This is a genomic window from Blastococcus saxobsidens, assembly GCF_002938435.1.
GTDB classification, from domain to species: domain Bacteria; phylum Actinomycetota; class Actinomycetes; order Mycobacteriales; family Geodermatophilaceae; genus Blastococcus; species Blastococcus saxobsidens.
Window position 1 is genome coordinate 12320 of the sequence record NZ_POQT01000014.1, and the last position, 24980, is coordinate 37299.

Here is a 24980-nt window from a genome sequence, read left to right on the forward strand (position 1 = left end):
TGATCTGCGTGGGCTCACCATTCAGGCTTGCGTCATCTGCTGCCGGTCGGCGCGGCCGACCGGGGGAGCTGTGGCATGGGGCGGGACGACACCACGCCGGTGCGTGGCGATCTGCTCCTGCAGGCCGTCGAGGGCATGGACCGCCCGCTGTTCGTCCTCGACGAGTACTGGCGCTGCGCCTACGTCAACCCGGCCGGGGCCCGCGTGCTCGACCGGGAGGTCGCCGACCTCGTCGGCAGCGACATCTGGGCGGAGTTCCCGGAGGCCGTCGGGGGTCCCTTCGAGTCCCTCTACCGCTCCGTCCTCCGCACCGGCCGGGCGGACGGTGTCGAGGCGTGGTTCGAGCCCCTGGGCAAGTGGTTCCGTGCGGACGCCTTCCTGACCGATGCCGGCCTGGTGGTGAGCTACGACGACGTCAGCGAGCGCCGCCGGGCCGACGACGAGCGGGTGGCCGCCGTCGCCGCGCGCGAGCAGGCGGTGGCCGAAGCCGCGCGCGCGGCGGGTGCCGCCGAGGAGGCCGGCCGGCACCTGATGCTGCTCGGCGACATCAACCTGGCGATGACCTCGACGTTCGACACCGACGAGGCGGTGGCACGGTTCGCCGAGCGGGTGGTCCCCCTGCTGGCCGACTGGTGCCTGGTCAGCGTGGTGGACGCGCACGGCACCCGGCGCGATGTCGGCCGGGCCCATCGCGACCCGGCCCTGGTCGAGGCCATGCACCGGTACGCCGACTCGCGCGTGGCCACCAACGACGCGACGGCGCCGGTGCCGGTGGCGCTGCGCGACGGGCGACCGGTCGTCATCCCCGAGCTCGGCGAGCACCACTTCCGGACCATGATCACCAGCGACGAGAGCCGCGCGGCGCTCGCACCGCTGGCCCCCTCGGCCGTGGCCACCTTCCCGCTGATGGCCCGCGGCGAGGTGTTCGGCGCGCTCACCCTGGTCAACGGGGTCGAGCGCGGGCCGCACACGCCGGCCGAGCTGCGGACGGCGGAGATCGCCGCCCGGCGGGCCGCCCTGGCGCTGGACAACGCGCGCCTGGCGCTGGCCAGCCAGCAGGTGGCCGAGCGGCTGCAGATGAGCCTCCTCTCACCGCCGGTGCAGCCGGACAACCTGGAGCTGGCGGTGCGCTACCGCCCGGCGACCCAGGGCATCTCCATCGGCGGCGACTGGTACGACGCCTTCCTCCAGCCCGACGGCGACACGGTGCTGGTCATCGGCGACGTCATGGGCCACGACATCGAGGCCGCTGCGGCCATGGGCCAGGTGAAGACCCTGGTGCGCGGTATCGCCTTCGACCGGCAGGAGGCGCCGGCCGACCTGCTGAGCCGGGTCGACCACGCGCTGGTCGGACTGGGCGTGCCCGCCATGGCGACCGCGCTGGTGTGCCGCATGGAGCACGACGAGGACGACCGCGCGGCGGGCGTCCGCCGGCTGCACTGGGCATCGGCAGGCCACCCCGACCCGATGCTGCTGCTGCCCGACGGCCGCGTCCTCGACCTGACCGTGCGCGTCGGCCCACCGCTGGGCATCGGGTGGTCGGGCGCCCGGCGCGACGGCACGGCCGAACTGCCGGACGGCGCCACCCTGCTGCTCTTCACCGACGGGCTCTTCGAGCGGCGCGGGGTGCCGCTCGACGACGGCCGCGCCCAGGTGCGGGCCCTGCTCGAGCGGTCGGCGGGGCTCTCCCTGCGCGAGGTCTGCGACCGGCTGCTGGAGGAGATGCTCGGCGAGGGCGTCGAGGACGACGTCGCCGTGCTGGCCGTCCGGGCGCACCCGCTCGGTGCCGACCGCCCGGCAGAGGCCGGTCCCGAGGTCCTCCCGCCCGTGGGCTGACCGGTGCTCCGGCGCGGTTCCGGCGCTCCCCGCGGTCGCCGGCCAGGGTTGACCCGCGCGGGCGTCTCCCGGGCCGCGCCATGGCGCGGCTCGACGGTCGCCGGCGAGGGTCGACCCGGGCGGGCGCACCGGGCAGGGCGAGTGGTGGGGGGCAGCGGGGTCCTTCTTCAGTCCGGGTGGCGCAGCAGGTACCTGCCGAAGTGCGGGACGGTGAAGGCGATCTGGCCGCGCTCGGCGGAGTAGACCAGCCCCTTCTTGATCAGCGAGTCGCGCGCGGGGGAGAGGGACGCGGGCTTCCGCCCCAGGGCCGCGGCCACCTCGGAGGTGGCCACGGCGGCGCCGCTCGGTCCCCCGAGCTCGGCCATCGCGTGCATGTACTCGCGCTCGGCGGGCGTGGCGCGGTCGTAGCGCGAGCCGAAGAACCCGACGGCGAGCTCCGCCTCGGCGGCGGGGGCGGCCATGGCGACGTCGTCGGCGGTGATGGGGGAGGAGGCGGCGACGTCCCAGGTGACCTTGCCGTAGGCCTGGACGAAGTAGGGGTAGCCGTCGGCCGCCTCGTAGAGGGCGTCGAGCGCCGCGGGCTCGAAGGTGACGTCCTCGCGCTCGGCGGGGGCGAGCAGCGCGCGGTCGGCCGCCTCGCGGTCCAGCCGGTCGATCCGCAGGTACCGGAACAGCCGCTCGGAGTAGCTCTTGGAGGCGGACAGGACGGCCGGCAGGTGGGGGAGGCCCGCGCCCACGACGATCAGCGGCGCACCCTGCTGGGAGAGCTCGTGGCAGGCGGCGCAGATGGCCGACACGTCGTCGGGCGCGATGTCCTGCATCTCGTCGATGAACAGCGCGATCCCGCTGCCGATGTCGGCGGCCACGCCGGCGGCGTCGCTGAGCAGCTCGACGAGGTCGATCTCCATGTCGCCGGAGTCGGCCCGTCCGGTGGCGGCGGGGACGTCGATGCCCGGCTGCCAGCGGTCGCGGACCTTCGCGTCCGCCGGCGCCACCCGCTGGGCGAAGGCCTTCACGACGCCCAGCACCTCGGCGACCGAGTCCTGGTCGCCGTGCCGTGGGCCGAGCTCGCGCAGCGCCATGTGCAGCGCCGAGCTCACCGGCCGGCGCAGCGACTGCTCCGGCCGCGCCTCGATCTTGCCGGTGCCCCAGCCGCGGGAGATGGCCGCGGAGCGCAGCTGGTTGAGCAGGACGGTCTTGCCGACGCCGCGCAGCCCGGTCAGCACCAGCGAGCGCTCCGGGCGGCCGTGCGCGATGCGCTCGAGGACGACGTCGAAGGCGGTCAGCTCGGTGTCCCGGCCGGCGAGCTCGGGCGGGCGCTGGCCGGCGCCGGGGGCGTACGGGTTCCGCACGGGGTCCATGTCGACCACCGTATGGCTTTCTCTACCCCAGGCCTTAGAGATCGGTAGAACGGTCTAGCGCGTGTCGGCCACCGGCTCCAGCCGCGCCGCCCGACGTCCAGCCGCGTCACGGCGCGGCCATACGTCGGCCCCACCGGCTAAACCTCCGACGGGTGTTCGTCGATCGGCGTCTGGGCGCCTCTAGTGACGACGCTAGAGACGCCGATATCGGTCCAGATCCCACGACGGCGGCCCGGGCACCGCTAGCGTCGCCCTCGTGATCAAGTTCCTGCTCAAGGTCGTCGTCCTCGGGGCGGTCTTCTTCGCCCTCACGAAGTACGACGTCCTGCCGGGGTTGGACGTCGTCGAGAACCCGGACAGCCCGCTCGGGGTGTACGGCACCTACCTGTGGATCGCGCTGATCTTCGGCATCGTCAACGCGATCGTGGGCCCGCTCCTGCGGCTGCTCTCGCTGCCCTTCGTCGTGCTGACCCTCGGACTGTTCCTGCTCGTCATCAACGCGGCCCTGCTCGGCATCACCGCAGCGCTGACCAGCCGGCTGGAGATCGACGGGTTCGTCACCGCGCTGCTCGGCGGCCTGATCCTCGCCCTGGCCGGCTGGGCGGCCGACCAACTGCTCGACCGCTGACCCGCCGCCGTTCCGGGCTGCCCGCCGCGTCGCCATGACGCACCTCTCACCGGGCAGTAGCGTGGCCTTTCATGGCCAGTGACACCGGTGTCGCCCCGGAGATCCCGGTGCGCGACCGGAACAGCGGCTCCCCGGGCGGCTCGCTGACCGAGCTCGCCGCGCTGGAGGCCGCTCGCGAGGAGAAGCGTCGGGTGCTCGCCCGGGCGGCCCAGGTCGCCGCCGGGGGAGCGGGCCCGGACGGGGCGCTGCCCGCCGGCTGCCGGGCCGAGGACCTGCCGGCGCTGATGCGGCGCTACTACTGGAGCGAGCCGGCCGAGGAGGTCGTCGGGCACGACCCGACGCAGCTCGCCGCGCTCACCCTCGGCCACCTGGCGGTGGCCGAGGTACGGCCGCCCGGCGCCGCGACGGTGGACGTCCAGCAGGCGGCGGGCGAGCGCGCCCGCGCCGTCGTCCGGCTGGTCACCGACGACATGCCGTACCTGGTCGACTCCGTCACCGCCGAGGTCGTCCGCCAGGGCTTCGCGCTGGAGCACATCGTGCACCCGGTGCTCGTGGTCCGCCGTGACCTCCGCGGCCGGATCACCGAGTTCTGCGACAGCGGTGACGTCGCGGCCTGCGGTGCGGACGCCGTCGCCGAGTCCTGGATGGCCGTCGTGCTCGACGGGCCGCTCGACGCCGAGGCGGCCGAGGACCTCGTGGCCGGCCTGCGCACGGTCCTCGACGACGTCCGGGCCGTGCACGAGGACACCGCCCGCCTGCGCGAGCGGGTCCGCGAGCTGGCCTCTCGGCTCGACCGGATGGCGCCCCCGGCGGCCGGCACCTTCACGCCGTCGGACGACCCGGCCGAGGCCGCGGCGCTGCTCCGCTGGCTGGCCGACGGCAACTTCGTGCTGCTGGGTGCCCGCGAGGTCGAGCTGCCCGCCGGTGCCCGGCCCACCGCGCGCCCCGTGCCCGGCACCGGGCTGGGCGTGCTGCGCAGCGACGCGGACATGAGCGGCAAGGCGGTCACCCCGGAGGCGGGCCAGGCACCGGCCGACCACCTGCTCAGCGTGACCAAGGCCGACACCCGCTCCTCGGTGCACCGGCGCGCCTGGCTCGACCTCGTCGCCGTCACGGCCCCGGCGGACGCGTCGGGTGCCCGCCGGCAGCACCGGTTCGTCGGGCTCTTCCCGTCGTCGGCCTACACGAGCAGCGTCCTCGACGTCCCCATCGTGCGGCGCCGGGTCGCCGAGGTGATCTCCCGCTCGGGGGTGCCCGCCGACAGCCACACCGGCAAGGAGCTCCTCGACGTCCTGGAGACCTACCCGCGCGACGAGCTGATGCAGCTCGACGCGGACGAGCTGCTCCCGGTCGCCACGGCGGTCCTGCACCTGCAGGAGCGCCGGCAGACGCGGCTCTTCCTGCGGCAGGACCCGACCGGCCGGTTCTGGTCGGCGCTGGTCTACCTGCCCCGCGACCGATACACCACCGAGGTGCGGCTGGCGATGCAGAAGCTGCTGCTCGAGCGGCTGGGTGGCACGAGCATCGAGTTCACCGCCCGCTCGACGGAGTCGGTGCTGGCCCGGCTGCACTTCGTCGTCCGGCTGCCGGTGGGGCGCAAGGGCGCCCCGCGCCGGGTGGACGTCGACGTCGACGCCCTGCAGGACGAGCTGGCAGCCGCCGCGCGCAGCTGGGGCGACGAGCTCTCCGACGCCCTGGCCGCGCGGTTCGGCGCGGACGCCGAGACGGTGTTCGCGCGCGTCGCGGACGCCTTCCCGGCCGCCTACCAGGAGGACTTCCCGGCCGAGCGGGCCGTGGAGGACCTCGCCCGGCTGGAGGGCCTGCAGGCCGGCGACCTGGCGCTGCGGCTCTGGACGCCGAGCAAGGCGGCGCCGGGGGAGCGCCGGCTGAGCGTCTACCGGGTCGGTGAGCGGCTGCTGCTGTCGCAGATCCTGCCGATGCTGCAGAACATGGGCGTCGACGTCGTCGACGAGCGTCCCTACGAGCTGGACCGGATCGGCGCCCCGCCCACCTGGATCTACGACTTCGGCGTCGCCGTCCCGCAGGTCGAGCTGCCGCTGCTGCGCTCGCTGCCCGAGCGGTTCACCGAGGCCGTCGGCGCGGTGTGGCGCGGCGAGGCCGAGGACGACGGCCTGGGCGCGCTGGTCATGCTGGCCGGCCTGAACTGGCGCCAGGTCACCGTGGTGCGCGCCTACGTCCAGTGGCTGCGCCAGGCCGGGCTGCCGTTCAGCCAGGCCTACGTCCAGCAGACGCTCGCCGCCCACCCCGGCGTGGTGGCCCGGCTCGTCGCCCTGTTCGAGACCCGCTTCTCCCCGGGACGGGTCACCGGGCGCGAAGCCCGGCAGGCCGACCTGGTGGAGGCGCTGCGCCGCTCCATCGGTGAGGTCGCCTCCCTGGACGCCGACCGGGTGCTCAGCTCGCTGCTGGCCGCGGTCACCGCGACCCAGCGGACGACGTACTACGCGGGCGGACCGTTGGCGCTCAAGCTCGACCCCGCCGAGGTGCCCGACCTGCCCGACCCCCGGCCGAAGCACGAGGTGTGGGTCAGCTCGCCCCGCGTCATGGGGGTGCACCTGCGGTTCGGCAAGGTCGCCCGTGGTGGGCTGCGCTGGTCCGACCGCCGGGAGGACCTGCGCACCGAGATCCTCGGCCTGGTCAAGGCGCAGATGGTGAAGAACACCGTCATCGTGCCCACCGGCGCCAAGGGCGGTTTCGTGGTCAAGCGGCCGCCGGCGGAGGGGGCCTCCCGGGACGAGGTGCTCGCCGAGGGCCAGGCCTGCTACAAGCTCTTCATCGGTGCGCTGCTGACCCTCACCGACAACCTGGTCGGCGGCTCGATCGTCCCGCCGGCCAAGGTCGTCCGCCACGACGGGGACGACTCCTACCTGGTGGTCGCCGCCGACAAGGGGACGGCGACCTTCTCCGACCTGGCCAACTCGGTCGCCCTCGAGCGCGGCTTCTGGCTGGGCGACGCCTTCGCCTCCGGCGGCTCGGTCGGCTACGACCACAAGGCCATGGGCATCACCGCCCGCGGCGCGTGGGAGTCGGTGACCCGGCACTTCCGCGGGCTGGACCTGGACGTGCAGCGCGAGGACTTCACCGTCGTCGGCGTCGGTGACATGTCCGGTGACGTCTTCGGCAACGGGATGCTGCTGTCGGAGCACATCCGGCTGGTGGCCGCCTTCGACCACCGGCACGTCTTCGTCGACCCGACGCCGGACGCCGCGACGTCGTTCGCCGAGCGCACGCGGCTCTTCGAGCTGCCGCGGTCGAGCTGGGCGGACTACGACCCGTCGTTGATCAGCGCCGGCGGGGGCGTCTGGCCGCGCACCGCCAAGGCGGTGCCGGTCTCCGAGCAGATGCGGGCCGCGCTCGGGCTCGCCGACGGCGTGACCTCGCTGAGCCCGGTCGACCTCATGCGGGCCATCCTGCTGGCGCCCGTGGACCTGCTGTTCAACGGCGGCATCGGCACCTACGTGAAGGCCGCGGCGGAGAGCCATCTGGAGGTCGGGGACAAGGCGAACGACGCCCTGCGGGTCGACGGCGGGCAGCTGCGGGTCCGCGTCGTGGGGGAGGGCGGCAACCTGGGGCTGACCCAGCGGGGCCGCATCGAGTACGCGTTGTCCGGCGGCCGGGTGAACACCGACGCCATCGACAACTCCGCCGGCGTCGACACCTCCGACCACGAGGTCAACATCAAGATCGCGCTGAACCGGCCGGTGACCGAGGGCCGGATCGACCCCGAGGGCCGGGCGGCGCTGCTGGGGGAGATGGCCGACGACGTCGCCGCCGCCGTCCTCACCGACAACCACGCGCAGAACGCCACGCTCGCCGCCGAGACGGCGTCGGCGCGCAGCCTGATGGACGCCCACGAGCGCTTCATCCGGTTCCTGGAGCGCTCCGGGCGGCTGCTGCGCGCCGTCGAGGCGCTGCCGGACGACCGCGCGCTGACCGAGCGCCGGCGCGACGGCCAGGCGCTCACCAGCCCCGAGCTCTCGGTGCTGCTGGCCTACGCCAAGCTGCAGGCCGGCGACGCCGTGCTGCAGTCCGCGCTGCCCGACGACCCGGCGTTCGAGGAACTGCTGGTCGACTACTTCCCGGCACCGCTGCGCGAGCGCTTCCCGGCCGCGGTGACCGACCACCCGCTGCGCCGGGAGATCATCGCCACCGCGCTGACCAACCGGGCGGTCAACGTCGCCGGCGTCACCGGGCTGTTCCGCCTGGTCGAGGAGACCGGCGTCCGGCTGCCGGCGGTCGTGCGCGCGCACGCCGTCGCCCGCGCCGTCTTCGCGATCGACCGGATGTGGGACGCCGTCCGGCCGCTGGACAACCGGGTGCCGGCCGCCGTCCAGGTGGAGGTGCGGACCGAGGCCACCCGGCTGGCCGAGCGCACGACCCGCTGGCTGCTGCGCCAGCCGGATCTCACCGCGGAGAACCCACCGCCGCTGGCCGAGGTGACGGCGAGGTTCGCCGACCCGGTGGCGGCGGTGCAGGCGGGCCTGCCGCAGTGGCTGCAGGGCAGCGAGGCCGAGGCCTACACGGCACGGGCGACCCGGCTGCGCGAGGCGGGGCTGCCCGAGGAGCTCGCGGCACGGGTGTCGGCGGCGTCCCTGCTGCCGGCCGCGCTGGACCTGGCCGTGGTGACCGAGCGGACGGGCGCCCCGGTGGCGCTGGCCGGGCAGGTCATGCAGCTGCTGGGCGAGCGGCTGGGCCTGGTCGCGCTGCGCGACCTGGTGACCGCGCTGCCCCGTGACCGGCGCTGGCCCTCGATGGCCCGGGCCTCGCTGCGCGACGACCTGGCCATGGAGCAGTCCTCGCTCACCGAGGACGTCCTGGGCCTGCGGTCGGGCGACGACGCGAGCCCGGCCGACCTCGTGGCGCGCTGGGAGGAGGGCTGGGACGGAGCGCAGCGACGCGCGGCGGGTCAGCTCGCCGACATCACGGCGGGCGACCGGCAGGAGCTGGCCGAGCTGCTGGTCGCCGTCCGCACCCTGCGAGGTCTGCGCAAGCGCCGTCAGGCCCGCCGCATCCCCCGCCCCGGTGAGGAGTAGCCCGGTACCTCTGGGCACCTCTGCACCTCTCTAGCTCCCACGCTAGAGAGGTGCAGAGATCGGTCGTCGCGGGACCGTCACGTGCCGAGGGGGTTGCGCGCCGCCGGCGGGGGAACGGTCCAGGGCGACCTGTCGTCCAGCCGAGGACTGCCTTGCCCATGCGCCCGCTCGTCCGAACCGACGGATTCCTGCCCATCGAGGACCACGGCCTGATCGGGGACGGCATCACCTGCGCGTTGGTGGGCCGGGACGGCTCGATCCCGTGGCTGTGCCTCCCGGACTTCGACAGCCGGCCGTTCCTGGCGGGCATCCTCGACACCGCGCGGGGCGGCAGCTTCGACGTCGCACCCGTCGACCTGCGGGAGTCGGGCCAGCGGTACCTGCCCGACACCGGGATCCTGGTCACCGAGATGCAGGGCCCCGACGGGCGCCTGGAGCTGACCGACTGCCTCACCCTCCGCTCGGGCGCCGACCTCTCCGAGCCGGTGCCCTCCGGTCGTGGCGAGCTGCTCCGGCTGGCCCGCGCCGTGGGCGGCCCGGTGGAGGTGGACGTCCGGCTGGCCCCGATGGACGGCGTGCTCGTGCGGGAGGAGCTCGGTGCCTGGCGGATCTCCTGGGCGGCGCAGCCCGGCCTGGAGATCCTGCTCTCGGCATCCGCCCCGCTGACCGTCGGCCGCGACGGCGCGATCCGTGGCCGGGTTCCCCTGCGCGACGGCGAGCGGCTCACCGTCGCGCTCCAGTGGTCCGGCCAGACCCAGTCCCGGTTCCGCACCGACCCGGACCAGCTCGTCGACCAGACCGCGGCAGCCTGGCGCCGGTGGGCCGGTTCCCTGCAGTACACCGGCCCGCGGGACGCCCTCGTCCGCCGGTCGGCGCTCACGCTCAAGCTGCTCGACCACGCGCCGACGGGGGCGATCATGGCGGCGGCCACGTCGTCGCTGCCCGAGGAGATCGGTGGCGGCCGCAACTGGGACTACCGGTTCACCTGGGTGCGGGACGCGGCCTTCTCCAGCTACGCGCTGCGCCGGATCGGCATGCAGGAGGAGGCCGACGCCTTCCTCGCCTGGACGCTGCGCAACGTGGAGCGGGACGACCGCGCGAGCATCTGCTACACCATCGACGGGCGGCGCCCCGGCATGGAGTGGGAGGACCTGGCGCTGTCGGGCTACCGCGGGTCCGGGCCCGTCCGGTGGGGCAACGGCGCGGCCCGTCAGGTGCAGAACGACGTCTACGGCGAACTGCTCGACGTCGCCTACCAGTGGGTGCGCTCGGGCGGCGTGCTGGACGAGCCGCTGTGGGCGACCCTGCAGGAGCTGACCGAGCAGGCCATCGCCCGGTGGCAGACCCCGGACAACGGGATCTGGGAGATCCGCGACGCCGGCCGCCCGTTCACCTACTCGGTGGCGATGTGCCACGTCGCCGTCGACCGCGCGCTCCGGATCGGCGAGCTCTGCGGGCTGCCGCACCCGCGTGGGCGGTGGCGCCAGGAGGCCGGACGGATCCACGGCACGCTGCTCGAGCGCGCCTGGGACCCCGATCGGAAGACGTTCACCGAGCACCTGGCCCCGCCCGGCGAGGCGAACCGCGGCGGCCTGGACGGCTCGCTGCTCACCCTGCCGCTGCGCCGGCTCGTCGCGGCCGACGACCCGCGGATGGTCGCCACCACCGAGGCGGTGCGCCGGCACCTCGACGCCGGGGACGGCCTGCTCTACCGCTACCTGCACACCGAGTCGCCGGACGGTCTGGAGGGCGGGGAGGGGGCGTTCCTGCTCTGCAGCTTCTGGCTGGTCGACAACCTGGCGGGGCAGGGGCGGCTGGACGAGGCGCACGACCTCTACGACTCGCTGTGCGGGCGGGCCAGCGAGCTGGGCCTGCTCGCCGAGGAGATCGACCCCTCCACGGGCGCGTTCCTGGGCAACTTCCCCCAGGCCTTCAGCCACGTCGGGGTCATCACCAGCGGCTGGAACCTGGCCCGCGCCGAGGAGGCGCGGCGTTGACGCGCTCGTTCCTGGTCCTCGGCGGCACCGGCGACCTCACCGGCCGCCTGCTGCTGCCCGGCCTCGCCGAGCTCGTGGCCGCCGGCGTCCTCGCCGAGCCGGTGGGGGTGCTCGCCGTCAGCCGGGAGGACTGGACCGACGACGAGTACCGCGACTGGGCGCGCGGGCGGCTGGCGGAGCACGCCGGTCACGTCCCGGAGGAGTCGCGGGAACGGCTCGTCGGCCGGCTGGGCCACCGGCGCGGGGACGTGACCGTCGCCGCCGACCTGCGGGCCGCCGTCGAGCGCGCCGGCGGCGTCCCGGTGTTCTACCTGGCGCTGCCCAACACCGTCTTCCTGCCCACCCTCGAGGCGCTGGCCGAGGCAGGGGTGCCCGAGGGCGCGGTCATCGCCGTCGAGAAGCCGTTCGGCCGGAGCCTGGAGGACGCCCGCCGGCTCAACGCCGTCCTGCACCGGCTGGTCCCCGAGGAGCGCGTCTTCCGCACCGACCACTTCCTGGCGATGCAGACCGTGCTCAACATCCTGGGGCTGCGGTTCGCCAACCGGATGTTCGAGCCGGTGTGGAACGCCCAGCACGTCGAGCGGGTCGACATCGTGTTCGACGAGACGCTGGGCCTGGAGGGGCGGGCCGGCTACTACGACACCGCCGGGGCGCTGCGCGACATGCTGCAGAACCACCTCCTGCAGATGCTGGCCGTCGTGGCGATGGAGCCCCCGGCCGCGCTGGACGCCCGCAGCCTGGCCGCCCGCAAGGCCGACGTCCTGCGCGCAGTCCGCTCGCCGGAGGACGTGCGGCGGGACACCGTGCGCGCCCGCTACACCGCCGGGCGCGTGGGCGGGCGCGAGCTGCCGGACTACACGGCCGAGGACGGCGTCGAGTCCGACCGCGGCACCGAGACCTACGCCGAGTACACCGTCGGCATCGACAACTGGCGCTGGGCCGGCGTCCCGTTCCGGCTGCGCTCGGGCAAGGCGCTCGGGGCCGACCGGCACGAGATCGTGCTCCGGTTCAAGCCGGTGCCGCACCTGGCGTTCGAGCAGGGGACGGCGGCCGGCGGCCAGGTCCCGCCCGACGTGCTGCGGCTGCGGCTGCTCCCGGACGGCATCAGCCTGGAGCTGAACCTCAACGGTGCAGGGCGCCCGTTCGACCTGGAGCGCCGGTCGCTCGAGGTGGACCTGCCACCGGCCCGGCTGTCGGCCTACGGGCTGCTGCTGCACGAGCTCCTGGCGGGCGAGGCGGCGCTGTCGATCAGCGACGTCGAGGCCGAGCAGTCGTGGCGGATCGTCGAGCCGATCCTCGCCGCGTGGGCCGCCGACGAGGTGCCGCTGCTGGAGTACCCCGCCGGCTCCGACGGGCCGGTCTCCGGCTGACCGACGCATGCACCCGCTCCCGCCGATATGCGCATGCGCGCGGTTATCGGGCGGCCATGACCGCGGCCATGCGCATATCGGAGGTTCTCGGGTCGTCTAGCGGAGGCGCTAGAGAGGCGCAGAAGCTTTAAGCGTGGTGAGCGCGGCGGCGGCCATGTCGGCAGCGTCGCGGACGCCCGGGTGCGTGGGGCCGTCGCGACCGGGGAAGGATGGGCGCCGATGAGCGACGAACGAGAGACCCCCGGCGACGGCGCCAGCTTCGAGAACCTGGGGCTGCGTCCCGAGCTGCTCGCCGCCCTGGCCGCCCTCGGCTACGAGGAGGCCACCCCGATCCAGCAGGAGGCGATCCCGCCGCTGGCGGAGGGGCGGGACCTGCTCGGGCAGGCCGCGACCGGCACCGGGAAGACCGCCGCCTTCTCGCTGCCCGTGCTGCAGCGCCTGGAGGCCCACCGCACCGACCGTGCCCCGGTGGCGCTGGTGCTGGTGCCCACCCGCGAGCTCGCCGTCCAGGTGTCGGAGGCGCTGCACCGCTACGGCAAGGACCTCGGCGCCCGGGTCCTCCCCGTCTACGGCGGTGCGCCGATCGTCCGGCAGCTGCGCTCGCTGGAGTCGGGGGTCGACGTCGTCGTCGCCACCCCGGGCCGCGCGCTGGACCTGCTCAACCGCGGCGCGCTGAATCTCGGCCAGGTCACCACGGTCGTGCTGGACGAGGCCGACGAGATGCTGGACATGGGCTTCGCCGAGGACCTCGAGGCGATCCTGGAGGCGACGCCGGAGGACCGGCAGACCGTGCTGTTCTCCGCGACGATGCCCCGCCGGCTCGACGCGCTCGCCCGGCGGCACCTGTCGGACCCGGTGCGGATCACCATCGCCAAGGAGCAGGCGGTCGCGGGGGAGGCCCCGCGTGTCCGGCAGACCGCCTACGTGGTGCCCCGGGGGGCCAAGCCGGCCGCGCTCGGCCGGATCCTCGACGTCGAGGCGCCGACCGCGGCCATCGTCTTCTGCCGCACCCGCGAGGAGGTCGACACCCTCACCGAGACGCTCAACGGCCGCGGGTACCGCGCCGAGCCGCTGCACGGCGGCATGAGCCAGGAGCAGCGGGACAAGGTCATGGGCCGGCTGCGCAGCGGGACGGCGGACCTGCTGGTCGCCACCGACGTCGCCGCGCGCGGCCTGGACATCGAGCAGCTCACCCACGTCGTCAACTACGACGTCCCGTCGGCGCCGGAGTCCTACGTGCACCGCATCGGCCGGGTGGGCCGGGCCGGGCGTGAGGGGGTGGCCATCACGCTGGCCGAGCCGCGCGAGCACCGGATGCTCAAGACGATCGAGCGGGTCGCCGGGGCGCCGATCAAGGTCGAGAAGGTCCCCACGGTCGCCGACCTGCGTGCCCGCCGGCTCGACCTCACCCGGGCCGCGCTGCGCGAGACGCTGCTCGAGGACGACCTCGACCGCTTCCGCGTGGTCGTGGAGACCCTCGCCGACGAGTTCGACCTGGTGGAGGTCGCGCTGGCGGCGGTGAAGCTGGCGCACGAGGCGGCCGGCGGCACCGACGACGACGAGGAGATCCCCGACGTCGCATTCCGCCCCGACCGCGGCGAGAAGGCCTCCGGGCGTCGTCCCGACGGCCCGGCCGGCGGCCGGGGCGCTCGGAGCGAGGCGCGTGGCGACGGCCGCGGCGAGGGCCGGGGTGGCCGGTCGTCGGGCGGCCGGGTGGCCCGGCTGTTCGTCGGCGCCGGCCGGGACGCCGGCATCCGGCCCGGCGACCTCGTCGGGGCGATCACCGGCGAGACCGGGTTGTCCGGCCGCGACGTCGGCTCGATCGAGATCCACCAGCGGTTCGCGCTGGTCGAGGTGCCCGAGTCCGCGGCCGACGAGGTCGTCCAGGCGCTGCGCGCCACGATGATCAAGGGGCGCAAGGCGCCGGTCCGCCGCGACCGGAGCTAGTCGCCGGGCAACCGCTCCGGCGGGACGGTCGGCGGCACGCGGTTCGGGCCGGCCTCGACCGGCCGGGGGCGGTCCTGCGGGTGCAGGCGCACGGCGACCAGCGCGACGTCGTCCTCGGGCCGGCCGTGCACCAGGCGCTCGAGCAGCTCGTCGAGCAGCACCTCCAGCGGCAGGTCGGCGAGCTCGATCAGCGCCTCGCGCAGCCGGACGATGCCCTCGTCCAGGTCGGAGTCCCGCCGCTCGACCAGCCCGTCGGTGTAGAGCAGGACGGTCGCGCCGCGGTCGAGGGTGACCACCGACTCGCGGCGCTTGACCTCCGGGTCGACGCCGAGCAGCAGGTCACCGTTCCACTCCGCCAGCTCCGCCACGCTGCCGTCGGGGTTGATGACCAGCGGCGGCAGGTGCCCCGCGTTGGCCCAGCGCATGCGGGTGATCCCCCGGGAGAGCTCGTCGGGCGTCTGCTCGAAGCGGGCCACGGCCGCGGTGGCCAGCGTGGTCATCTGCAGCGTGGTCATCGAGGTGTCCAGCCCGCGCAGCACCTCCACCGGTCCGGCATCGCTGTAGGTGGCGATGCCGCGCAGCAGGCCCCGGAGCTGCCCCATGGCGGCGGCAGCCTCGGTGTCGTGGCCGACGACGTCGCCGATGACCAGCATCGTGGTGCCGCCCGGCTGCAGAAAGGCGTCGTACCAGTCGCCACCGACCCGCGCGGCCTCCGCGGCGGGCAGGTAGCGGACGGCGATCTCGGCGTGGTCGGGTTCCGGCGGCTCGGTGAGCAGGCTGCGCTGCAGCCCTTCCGCCAGCTGCTGCTGCGCCCCGTAGAGCCGGGCGTTGTCCAGCGCCAGGCCGACCCGCTCGGCGACGTCCTGGGCCGTGGAGAGGTCCTCCTCGCGGGCGGGCGTGCCGTCGGCGTAGTAGACCGTCAGCAGGCCCAGCGTGCGGTTGCGGCCGCGCATCGGCAGGACGACGGCCTCCCGCGGCGCGAGCCGGGCGGCGAGGTCGCGGGCCTCCCCGGGCAGCAGGAGGGCGACCACGTCCCGCCCGTCGCGGCGGACGGCCACGCCGCTGCGCAGGGCGGTGAGCGCCGGGGAGTCCGGGGGCATCGCGTCCAACCGCAGCTGCGTGTAGCGGTCCAGGACGGGGCGCATGTCCTCGTCGGCGTGCCAGGAGCCGACGTCGCGAGCGCGGCCGTCGGCGCCGACGACCGTCACGATGCAGAAGTCGGCGAGCGCCGGGACCACGAGTTCGGGCAGGTGGGCCGTCGCGGTCTGCGGGTCCAGGGCACCGGCGAGGTCGGCGCTGACACCGGCCAGCAGTGCCAGCCGCCGGGCCGACCGCTCGGCCTGCTCCTGCGCCGCGCGTCGTTCGGTCACCTCCAGGAAGTACACCGACAAGCCGTCGGGCGTCGGCCAGGCGCTCAGCTCGTACCAGCCGTCCAGCGGCTGCGGGTAGTAGGCGTCGAACAGGACGGGATCGCCGTTGCTGACGGCCTCGCGGTAGCTCTGCTCGAAGATGCTGCCGCGCGTCGCGGGGAAGGCCTCCCAGAGCACCTCGCCCAGCAATTCGTCGCGGCTGAGCCCGAGCAGTCGCTCCGCCTGCGCGTTCACGTGGGTGAACCGCCATTCGCGGTCCAGGGAGTAGAAGCCGGCCGGCATGGCCTCGAGCACCCGGGTGACGCGCGTCGACGCCTCGCGCTCACCGGTGGTGTCGTACGCCGCGCCGATGAGGTGGTCGGTGCGCCCGTCCGGTCCGGGGACATGGCGCCCGCGGGCGTGGATCCAGCGGGTCTGGCCTCCGGGGAGCACGATCCGGTACTCGACGTCGTACTCGCCGAGCGTGTCCACGCTGGCCTGCAGGGCGTCGGCGTGCCACCCCATGTCGTCGGGGTGCACGCGGGCGTTGAAGGCGTCCAGCGACCGGTCGAACGTGACCGGGTCGTAGCCGAACATCCGCTGGAGCTGCTCGTCCCACAGGAGCAATCCGGTGGAGGGGTCGAAGTCGAAGGTGCCGACCTCGCCCGCCTCCTTGGCCAGCTCCCAGCGCAGCCGCTCGTTCTCGTACTGGCGCAGCAGGGCCGACAGCTCCAGCTCGGTCATCACCGAGGCGGCCAGCTGCTGCAGCGTCGCGATCTCCGACGGCGCCCACCGGCGCGGCTCCGGGCCGAAGACGCAGAGCGCGCCGACCGGCTGACCGCTGCCGTCGGTGAGCGCGGTGCCGAGGTAGGAGCCGACGGCGCCCGCGCGCACCGGCGGCAGGTCGGCGACCCGCGGGTCGTCGCGCGCGTCGGTGACCACGAGGCACTCGCCCGCGGGCAGCGCCGCGGTGACGGTGCAGAGCGACTCCTCGAGCGGGCCGGTGCTGCCGACCGCGGCCGCGCCCGTGCCGGCGGCGATCAGCTGGTGGTCGACGAGCAGCGACACCTGGCTGCCCGCCGTGCCCATCAGCCGTGCGGCGAGCTCGGCCAGCCGGTCGAGGCCCGGGCGGTTCCCGGTGGGCAGCAGGCGCTGCGCGGCGCCGACCCGGACGGGGTCGCGGCGCAGTCGGGTGGCCGCACGATCGGCGAGGGAACCCTCCGCGGCGATCATGCGGTCCGTGGGTCCGTCCACCGATGCCCTTCTGCCCGGCCCGTCGCCGGAGTCGCGGACCGCTGTTCCCGACTGTTGGAGTGGCGCGGTCCCCGCAGTTATGTCACGGCTGACCGGTTGGGCGCAACCAACCAGGCGAACAGGTCGAGAGTTCTGGCTCACTCGGCCGGGACGACGAGCGTCAGGGCCGTACCGCCGTCATGTTCCACGTGCAACCCCGCCCGCCTCAGCAGCCGCCGCAGCGCTCCGACGTCGGAGGGTTCGGCGGTCGTCGTGGCCAGCAGCCGGGCGAGGCGGCCTTTGTGCGTCTTGTTGAAGTGGCTGACCACCGCACGGGTGCCGTCGGCGCGCTCGCTCAGGACCGAGACGGTCACCGCGCCCGGTACCGGGGCGAGCGCGGCGTAGGAGCCGCTGCGCAGGTCGACGACGAGCCCCTCGAACCCGGCCAGGACCGGGCCGAGCGCCGGCTTCCACAACGAGCGCAGCGTCGGCAGGCCCGGCAGCGCCGACCCCGCGGACAGCCGGTAGGCCGGGATGCGGTCGCCCGCGCCGACCAGACCGAACAGGGCCGACCCCACGGCCAGCCGGCGGTCGGCCCGGCCCCGCTGGGCGCGGCTCAGCGAGCCGACGTCGAGCGCGTCGTAGAGGACGCCGGTGTAACGCTGCAGGGCGGGCAGCGTCGGCGCCGACCAGAGCGCGGCGTTCCTGGCGATCTCGGCGTCCTGCTTGGCGGACAGCCCCAGGGCCGCCCGCGCGGCCGGCACGTCCCCGGAGAGCTCGACGAGCGACTCGACGAGTTCGGTGCGCACGGGGGTGAGCTCCGCGGCGGAGAGGGCGGCGAGGTCCAGGGGCGCGCCGTCCCCTCCGGGAGCCTTCGTCTCCGAGGGTGGCAGCAGCACGAGCACGGACGCCTGCCTCAGGTCAGGTCGACGACGACCGGCGCGTGGTCGCTGGCGCCCTTGCCCTTGCGCTCCTCGCGGTCGATGAAGGCGCCCTCCACGCGAGCGGCCAGCGCGGGCGAGCCGAGGACGAAGTCGATCCGCATGCCCTCGCGGCGCGGGAAGCGCAGCTGCGTGTAGTCCCAGTACGTGTAGACCCCCGGCCCGGGGGTGTGCGGCCGGACGACGTCGGCGAAGCCCGCCTCGACCACGGCGCGGAAGGCGGCGCGCTCGGGCTCGGAGACGTGCGTGGAGGAGGCGAACACCGACATGTCCCACACGTCGTCGTCCTGCGGCGCGATGTTCCAGTCGCCCACGAGGGCGACCGGGGTGGACGGGTCCTCGGCCAGCCAGCCCGCCGCGGCGGAGCGCAGGGCCGTCAGCCACTCGAGCTTGTACTGCAGGTGCGGGTCGGCCAGCGTGCGGCCGTTGGGCACGTAGAGGCTCCACACCCGGACGCCGGCGCAGGTCGCCCCCAGCGCGCGGGCCTCGGCGGCCGGCTCCTGGCCCTCCTTCGCCGACCACGTCGGCATGCCGGGGAAGCCGACCTGCACGTCCGCCAGCCCGACGCGGGACAGGACGGCGACCCCGTTCCACTGCGAGTGGCCGACGTGCGCGACCTCGTAGCCCAGGGCGTTGAAGACCATCTCGGGGAACTGGTCGTCGCGGCACTTGGTCTCCTGCAGCGCCAGCACGTCGACGTCGTGCCGCTGGAGGAAGGTCGCCACCCGGTCGGCGCGGGTACGGATGGAGTTCACGTTCCAGGTGGCCAGGCGCACGGGACCGCAGTCTACGGAGGCGGAGGGACGCTGCCGGGGCGGCCGTGTCCCTGGATCGGGCGGTCCCGCCGGACGACGACGTCGGAGGCGCCCCCACCTGCTCGAACGGTGCGATCATGGCGGAATGGAGCGGCGGCGAGAGGTGGCGGGATGACCGTCGGGACGGCACCGCCCATGCCGGGGAGCGATGGTCAGGGACCCGAGACCCCGGGCCGTCGGCGCGGCTTCGGCGCGGCGCTGGGCTGGACCGCCCTCGGCGCCCTGGTGCCGGGGGCCGGCTACCTCGCCGCCGGTCGCCGCCGTCTGGGCGCGATCGTGCTCGCCGTCTTCCTGCTGCTCGCCGCCGGCGCCGCCTGGCTGGCGACGGGTGGGCAGCGGCTGGCCGCCCGGACCGCGGTCGACTCCGACGTCCTGCTGTGGGCGACCGCCGGCATCGGCGTCCTGGCGCTGCTCTGGATCGTCGTGGTGGTCACCGGCTACCGGATGCTGGTCCCGCGGGGCATGCCGCGCGGGCGCCACGTGCTGGGCGCGTCCGTCGTCGCGCTGCTCGTGGCGGGGATCGCCGTGCCCGCCGCGCTGGCCGGGCACGTCGTCGTCACCTCGCGGGACCTGATCGACGGCGTCTTCGCCGACGACCGCCGGTCGGCCACGCTGCCCGAGGCCCAGGACCTGTTCGGCAACCGGGAACGGGTGAACGTGCTGCTGCTGGGTGGCGACGGCGGCGAGGGTCGTGAGGGCGTGCGCACCGACACGGTGATCGTGGCCAGCACCGACACCGAGACCGGCGACACCGTGCTGTTCAGCCTGCCCCGCAACCTCGAGGACCTGCCGTTCCCGGCGACCTCCCCGCTGGCCGAGGTGTACCCGGAGGGCTTCGACGCGGGCAGCGAGAGCGAGAGCCTGCTCAACGCGGTCTACCGCAACGGCCCGGCCGCCCACCCCGACATCCTCGGCGCCACGGACGACCCGGGGGCGGACTTCCTCAAGCTGGGGGTCGGCGAGGCGCTCGGGCTGCGGATCGACTACTACGTGCTGGTGAACCTGGAGGGGTTCAGCCGGCTGGTCGATGCGTTGGGTGGCATCACCGTCAACGTCAACTACTACGTGCCGATCAACGGCATCCCGGACACCCGTCAGCTCCCCGACGACTACATCGCGCCCGGGCCGAACCAGGAGATGGACGGCGCCACCGCGCTGGCCTTCGCCCGCGGTCGCTTCGGGCTGTCCGACTACGACCGGATGGCGCGGCAGCGCTGCACGATCGACGCGATCGTCGAGGCGGCCGACCCGGTCACCCTCCTGCAGCGCTACCAGGAGCTCGCCGCCACCACCGAGGACATCGTCAGCACCGACATCCCCCGCTCGGTGCTCGACGACTTCGTCGACCTGGCGTTCCTGGTCAAGGACGCCGGGATCCGCAGCGTCGTCTTCGACGACACGGTGATCGACCCGGCCTACCCGGACTACGACCGGATGCGGCGGCTCGTCCAGGACGCCATCGACCCGCCCGCCGTCGAGCCGTCCGCGCCGCCCGCGCAGGAGACCCCGCCGGCGGACCAGGTCGGTGGCCCGGCCCCGGAGGCCCCGCCCGCCCCGGTCGACGACGTCACCGACGCGTGCGCCTACGACCGGGCGCGGGCGGAGGAGGCCCTCGCGCAGGGCGAGCCGCCGACGCGGCAGGGGTGAGCGCTCAGTTCATCGCGGCGATCTGCAGCAGGTTGCCGCAGGTGTCGTCCAGCACGGCGGTCGTCACCGGGCCCATCGCCGTCGGCGGCTGGGTGAAGGTGACGCCCAGGCCGGTCAGCCGGTCGTACTCCGCCTGCACGTCGGCGACCGTGAACGAGTTGTACGGGATGCCGTCGCCGACCAGCCCCGCCTTGTAGGCCTTCGCCGCCGGGTGGTCGTCGGGCTCGAGCACCAGCTCCACGCCGTCGGGCTGCTCGGGGGAGACGACGGTGAGCCAGCGGTGCTCGCCCATCGGCACGTCGTTCTTCTTCACGAAGCCGAGCACGTCGGTGTAGAAGCGCAGCGCCTTCTCCTGGTCCTCGACGAACACGCTGGTCAGGGTGATCCGCACGGTTCCCTCCTCAGGGATCGATCCGCCACCGGTCGGTGATGGCTCTCAGCGGGGCGGTGTCCAGCTCGTGGAACTTGTAGCGGCCCTCGCGCCGCGTCCGGACCAGCCCGGCGCCTTCGAGGACCTCCAGGTGCTGGGAGACGGCCTGCCGCGTGGAGGTGAGCCCGTGCCGGGAGATCAGCCGGGTGATCAGCTCGAACAGCGTCTGGCCGCTCCGCTCCTGGAGCTCGTCGAGGATGGCCCGCCTGGTCGGATCGGCGAGGGCCTTGAACACGTCCCCCACGCGGACACCATAGGCAAGCACCTGCTTGCATGACAAGGCCTCCGACGGCGACCGGGGGACCGCCCCCGCGTGGGCCGGGGCGGGGGAGCGGAGAATGCCGGTGTGCCCGCCGCCGTCGTCCGTCCCGTCACCTCCGTCGACGAGGCGCTCCGTTCGGAGCTCCTCGCCTGCTGGACCGACGTCACCAACGCCGGGGGAGCCGTCGGCTTCGTGCCCCCGGTGACGCAGGAGGACGTCGTCCCGCTGCTGGACAAGCTGCTCGAGGGGGTCCACTCCGGCCGGGACGTGCTCGCCCTGCTGACCGTCGACGGCGGGATGGCCGGCTTCGCCAGCGTCGTCGGGTCGCTGAGCCCGCTGCGCCGCCACTGGGGAACCGTGCTGCGGGTGCAGGTGCACCCCTCGCGCCAGGGCCAGGGGCTCGGCCGGGTCCTCATGGACGGGGTGCACCGGATCGCCCGCGAGCGCGGGTGGGAGTTCCTGCACCTGACGGCCCGCGGCGGCACGGGTGTCGACGAGTTCTACAAGGGCCTGGGCTACCACGAGGTCGGCCGGCTGCCCGGTGCGATCCGCGTCGCGCCCGGTGACGACCGCGACGAGATCGTCATGGCCTGCCCGCTCTGAGCGCCGCGCCGGCGGGGCTCGCCACCACCTCAGACCTCGCCACCACCCTCAGACCTGGACGGGCGTCTCCCCCTTGGCCGCCATGCGGGCCCGCATGCGCTCGCGGCTCTCCACGAACCTGGTCGCCTGGGCGTCGAGCCCGGTCAGGAACTCCGCCAGCCGCTCGCGGGCCTGCTCGCCCTCGGGCCCGAAGTCGCTGCGGTCGAACACCTTCCAGGTGCGCAGGATCGGGGCGACCACCTCGTCGTGGTGCAGCCGGAGGTCGTAGATGCCTGCCTTGGCGATGATCGTCGAGTTCTTCCGGAAGTTCGCCATGTTCGCGCCGGGCATCTCGAAGTTCATGACCTCGGTGGCCACGGCCTTCATGGTCTCGTCGGGGTCGATGTCGAACGCCGCGGTCACCAGGTTCCGGTAGAAGATCATGTGCAGGTTCTCGTCGGTGGCGATGCGGGCCAGCAGCTTGTCCGCGACCGGGTCGCCGGTGGCCCGGCCGGTGTTGCGGTGCGAGACCCGGGTGGCCAGTTCCTGGAAGGAGACATAGGCGACGGCCTCGAGCGGGCTCTTGTCGCCGGAGTCGTAGCCGGTCGTCATGTAGTCCATCCGGGCCCGCTCGAGCTCCACCGGGTCCACGCCGCGGGTGACGACGAGGTAGTCGCGCAGTGCGATCCCGTGCCGCCCCTCCTCCGCGGTCCAGCGGCCCACCCACTGGCCCCAGGCGCCGTCCCGCCCGAACCGGGTGGCGATCTCGCGGTGGTAGCTGGGCAGGTTGTCCTCGGTCAGCAGGTTCACGAACATCGCGGCCTTGGCCGTCGCGTCCAGCCGGGACTGCTCGGGCGACCAGTCCTCGCCACCGAGGAAGGCGAAGTTGCGCCCCTCGTCCCAGGGCACGTAGTCGTGCGGGTGCCACTCCTTGGCCATCCGGATGTGGCGGTCGAGGTTCTCCGCGACCACCGGCTCGAGCTCGGTCAGGACGGCTGCCTGCGGGGACGTCTGGGGCACGGGGACCTCCGGGTCGACTCCACCTTCGTGCTCGCAACCTACGCCGATCCGACCGCCCGGCGCGCCCCCAGCGGGGGCCCGGCGCGGCCCGCCGTCCCGCCGCTCGCCGGACCCGGCCGACCGCCGATGACCGCCCGTGGGCGGATGCGGCAGGGTGGGGGCATGTCTGCGCACGAGCCGTCGCCGTCGCCGTCCCCCCGTGCCCCCAGCGGGCGGCTGGTCGGGCTGCTCCTCGTGGGGATCGCCGTCGTGCTGCTCGTGTCGTCACCGACGTGGTTCGCCGGCGACCGGGTCGTCGTCGGGGTCGCCCAGCTCCTCGTGGCCGTCGTCCTGGCGGCCGCCGGGGCCTTCCTGCTGCGGCGGGCCGCCCGCGGCTGAGGTGCCCATCCCGTTGCGGTGCGGTGTGACCGGCAGCACACTCCTGGGAACCGAGGGATGGAGGATCCAGGTGCTGCTGGCCAAGGAGGAGCTCGTGCGGGTGCTCCGCACGGAGGGCGACAACGACACCGCCGACCGGATCGAGGGCAGTGGCCTGCCCGAGCAGATCGACACCGATCAGCACGGGGACGAGCTCGCCGCGGCGGGCCTGGACCGCACGCAGCTGATGGCCAAGCTGGCCGGCGGTGGCTTCGGGACGACACTCAGCCCCTGACCCCCGCAGCCCCTGACCCCCTCAGCCGGTGTAGGGGCGCTCCCGGGCCAGCTCTTCCTTCGCGACGCCGCGGATGTGCACCGCATCCGGGCCGTCCACGATGCGCAGGGTGCGCGCGCTGGCGTAGAAGCGGGCCAGCACCGTGTCGTTGCTGACCCCGGCGCCGCCGTGCACCTGGATGGCCCGGTCGATGACGTCGAGCGCGACCTTGGGCGCGGCCACCTTGATCGCCGAGATCTCGGTGCGGGCCCCCTTGGCGCCGTACTTGTCGATCAAGTCGGCGGTCTTGAGGACGTAGAGCCGGGCCTGGTCGATCTCGATGCGGGAGAGTGCGATCGCCTCGCGCACCGTGCCCTGGTCGGCCAGCGGGCGACCGAAGGCGACGCGGTTCTTGCTGCGCGCGACCATCAGCGACAGCGCGCGCTCGGCCATGCCGATGGCCCGCATGCAGTGGTGGATGCGGCCGGGGCCGAGCCGGGCCTGGGCGATCATGAAGCCGTCGCCCTCGCCGGAGAGGATGTTGCTCACCGGCACCCGGACGTCGGTGAACCGCAGCTCGCTGTGGCCGTGCTGGTCCTGGTAGCCGAACACCGGCAGGTGGCGGATGATCTCCAGCCCTGGGGTGTCGCGGGGGACGAGGACCATCGACTGCTGCCGGTGCGGCGGGCCGTCGGGGTCGGTCTTGCCCATGACGATGAAGATCTGGCAGCGCTCGTCGGCCGTTCCGGTGATCCACCACTTGCGGCCGTTGATCACGTACTCGTCGCCGTCGCGGACGATCGAGGTCTGGATGTTGCGGGCGTCGGAGCTGGCGACGTCGGGCTCGGTCATCGCGAAGGCGGAGCGGATCTCGCCCTCCAGCAGCGGGTTCAGCCACCGATCCTTCTGCTCGGGCGTCCCGAACAGCATGAGCGTCTCCATGTTGCCGGTGTCCGGCGCGCCGACGTTCATCGACTCGGGGGCGATCACCGGCGACCAGCCGGTGATCTCGGCGACGGAGGCGTACTCGAGGTTGGACAGCCCGCCGACCTCGTGGTGGAAGAGGTTCCACAGGCCGCGCTTGCGCGCCTCCGCCTTGAGCTCCTCCAGCACCGGCGGGTGCTCGTGGTTGTCGTGGCCGCGCTCGGCACGCCAGGCGTCGTAGACCGGCTCGGCGGGGAACACGTGCTCCCGCATGAAGTCCCACGCGCGCGCGCAGACGTCCTCGGCCTTGGCGGAGAGAGCGAAGTCCATGCCCGGCAACGTAGCGCCGGGACGTGACCGTCGTCGCATCGGGGTGCGCCCGCATCCCGGCGTGCAACGCCGAGGAGCCGGGCCCCGCCGCCCCTGGGGACGACCGGACCCGGCTCCTGCGCCGGTGGCCACCGTGGTGGCCCCGAGATGTGTCAGGCGCGCGTGCGACCCGTCACGGCGTCCCGCACCGGGCCGAGGGCCATGACGAGGCCCACGATCGCGGTGGCGATGTGCAGGACGTTGTCGGCGGCGTTGATGCTGAGGAAGTCCCAGGTCTCGCCGATGGCGATGAGGCCGTAGACGAACGCGGCGCCGTAGCCGACCGCGAGCAGCCAGCCGTAGGTCCGGGCGCCGGCCAGCGTGCGCGAGAGCGCGATGCCCACGGCGCCGATCAGGATGTGCACGACGTTGTGCATGCCGTTGATCTCGAACACGAGGAGCGTCTCGCCGGTGTCGTGGGCGAAGAAGTCGTCGAAGCCGGTGACGAAGAACCCGACGATCCCGACGAGCAGGTAGATGACGCCGAACGCCAGCGCCAGCATCTGCGGCCAGGTCATGCCCGGCCGGTCCGCACCGGTGTTGCCGTGTGCTGCAGACATCGTGTCCTCCCATGTGGTCGACCCGCC

At 74.1% G+C, this 24980-nt stretch carries 19 protein-coding genes; 10 read left to right on the forward strand and 9 right to left on the reverse strand.

The annotated features are described in order from the left end of the window. Positions 1 to 27 precede the first annotated feature (27 nt). A complete protein-coding gene (locus C5507_RS10430; RefSeq protein ID WP_130504287.1) occupies positions 28 to 1836 on the forward strand; it encodes a SpoIIE family protein phosphatase in 1809 nt (602 codons plus the stop codon). 167 nt (positions 1837 to 2003) lie between these two features. On the opposite strand, the gene C5507_RS10435 is transcribed toward C5507_RS10430, so the two are convergent. Continuing rightward, complete coding sequence (locus tag C5507_RS10435) at positions 2004 to 3197, reverse strand: ATP-binding protein (protein WP_104528526.1); 1194 nt, start codon at positions 3195 to 3197, stop codon at positions 2004 to 2006. Between the two features lie 256 nt (positions 3198 to 3453). Here C5507_RS10435 and C5507_RS10440 point away from each other — a divergent pair, with 256 nt between their 5' ends. The 5 genes from C5507_RS10440 (at position 3454) to C5507_RS10460 (ending at position 14190) form a co-directional block, all read left to right on the forward strand. Further along, positions 3454 to 3825 (forward strand): phage holin family protein, encoded by a 372-nt coding sequence (locus tag C5507_RS10440; RefSeq protein WP_104528465.1) that lies wholly within the window; start codon positions 3454 to 3456, stop codon positions 3823 to 3825. Positions 3826 to 3896: 71 nt separating this feature from the next. Beyond that, entirely contained in the window at positions 3897 to 8876 is a 4980-nt protein-coding gene (locus C5507_RS10445; protein WP_207225874.1) for an NAD-glutamate dehydrogenase, read from the forward strand. A 158-nt stretch (positions 8877 to 9034) separates the two neighbouring features. Beyond that, complete coding sequence (locus C5507_RS10450; RefSeq protein ID WP_104528466.1) at positions 9035 to 10873, forward strand: glycoside hydrolase family 15 protein; 1839 nt, start codon at positions 9035 to 9037, stop codon at positions 10871 to 10873. Next, positions 10870 to 12243, forward strand: a complete 1374-nt coding sequence (locus C5507_RS10455; RefSeq protein ID WP_104528467.1) for a glucose-6-phosphate dehydrogenase — start codon at positions 10870 to 10872, stop codon at positions 12241 to 12243. Before C5507_RS10450 ends, C5507_RS10455 begins: the two co-directional genes overlap by 4 nt. Positions 12244 to 12462: 219 nt before the next feature. Continuing rightward, the gene (locus tag C5507_RS10460) at positions 12463 to 14190 is read left to right on the forward strand and encodes a DEAD/DEAH box helicase (RefSeq protein ID WP_104528468.1); all 1728 of its coding nucleotides are present in this window, start codon (positions 12463 to 12465) and stop codon (positions 14188 to 14190) included. On the opposite strand, the gene C5507_RS10465 is transcribed toward C5507_RS10460, so the two are convergent. The 3 genes from C5507_RS10465 to C5507_RS10475 form a co-directional block, all read right to left on the reverse strand. Further along, positions 14187 to 16793 (reverse strand): SpoIIE family protein phosphatase, encoded by a 2607-nt coding sequence (locus tag C5507_RS10465; RefSeq protein ID WP_242611232.1) that lies wholly within the window; start codon positions 16791 to 16793, stop codon positions 14187 to 14189. The genes C5507_RS10460 and C5507_RS10465 overlap by 4 nt on opposite strands. Positions 16794 to 16930: 137 nt before the next feature. Then, entirely contained in the window at positions 16931 to 17677 is a 747-nt protein-coding gene (gene yaaA / locus C5507_RS10470; RefSeq protein ID WP_104528469.1) for a peroxide stress protein YaaA, read from the reverse strand. Between the two features lie 11 nt (positions 17678 to 17688). Next, entirely contained in the window at positions 17689 to 18489 is an 801-nt protein-coding gene (locus tag C5507_RS10475) for an exodeoxyribonuclease III (protein WP_104528470.1), read from the reverse strand. Between the two features lie 150 nt (positions 18490 to 18639). Here C5507_RS10475 and C5507_RS10480 point away from each other — a divergent pair, with 150 nt between their 5' ends. Next, the gene (locus C5507_RS10480) at positions 18640 to 20175 is read left to right on the forward strand and encodes an LCP family protein (protein ID WP_104528471.1); all 1536 of its coding nucleotides are present in this window, start codon (positions 18640 to 18642) and stop codon (positions 20173 to 20175) included. Positions 20176 to 20179: 4 nt separating this feature from the next. On the opposite strand, the gene C5507_RS10485 is transcribed toward C5507_RS10480, so the two are convergent. Both C5507_RS10485 and C5507_RS10490 read right to left on the reverse strand, forming a co-directional pair. Beyond that, complete coding sequence (locus tag C5507_RS10485; protein WP_104528472.1) at positions 20180 to 20566, reverse strand: VOC family protein; 387 nt, start codon at positions 20564 to 20566, stop codon at positions 20180 to 20182. A 10-nt stretch (positions 20567 to 20576) separates the two neighbouring features. Then, positions 20577 to 20849, reverse strand: coding sequence for an ArsR/SmtB family transcription factor (locus tag C5507_RS10490; RefSeq protein WP_104528473.1), 273 nt, complete (start codon positions 20847 to 20849; stop codon positions 20577 to 20579). A 102-nt stretch (positions 20850 to 20951) separates the two neighbouring features. Between C5507_RS10490 and C5507_RS10495 the strand changes: the two genes are divergently transcribed. Beyond that, positions 20952 to 21470, forward strand: a complete 519-nt coding sequence (locus C5507_RS10495) for a GNAT family N-acetyltransferase (protein ID WP_104528474.1) — start codon at positions 20952 to 20954, stop codon at positions 21468 to 21470. Between the two features lie 48 nt (positions 21471 to 21518). Here the strand turns inward: C5507_RS10495 and C5507_RS10500 are convergent, their stop codons facing one another. After that, positions 21519 to 22469 (reverse strand): acyl-ACP desaturase, encoded by a 951-nt coding sequence (locus C5507_RS10500; protein ID WP_104528475.1) that lies wholly within the window; start codon positions 22467 to 22469, stop codon positions 21519 to 21521. Positions 22470 to 22631: 162 nt separating this feature from the next. Between C5507_RS10500 and C5507_RS10505 the strand changes: the two genes are divergently transcribed. Further along, complete coding sequence (locus C5507_RS10505; RefSeq protein ID WP_104528529.1) at positions 22632 to 22847, forward strand: hypothetical protein; 216 nt, start codon at positions 22632 to 22634, stop codon at positions 22845 to 22847. A gap of 70 nt (positions 22848 to 22917) precedes the next feature. Then, the gene (locus C5507_RS10510; protein WP_104528476.1) at positions 22918 to 23121 is read left to right on the forward strand and encodes a hypothetical protein; all 204 of its coding nucleotides are present in this window, start codon (positions 22918 to 22920) and stop codon (positions 23119 to 23121) included. Positions 23122 to 23142: 21 nt separating this feature from the next. Here C5507_RS10510 and C5507_RS10515 read toward each other — a convergent pair whose 3' ends face one another. Both C5507_RS10515 and C5507_RS10520 read right to left on the reverse strand, forming a co-directional pair. Beyond that, on the reverse strand, positions 23143 to 24354 hold the full coding sequence (locus C5507_RS10515) for an acyl-CoA dehydrogenase family protein (RefSeq protein WP_104528477.1): 1212 nt from the start codon (positions 24352 to 24354) through the stop codon (positions 23143 to 23145). A gap of 152 nt (positions 24355 to 24506) precedes the next feature. Further along, a complete protein-coding gene (locus tag C5507_RS10520; RefSeq protein ID WP_104528478.1) occupies positions 24507 to 24953 on the reverse strand; it encodes a DUF4383 domain-containing protein in 447 nt (148 codons plus the stop codon). Positions 24954 to 24980 lie beyond the last annotated feature (27 nt).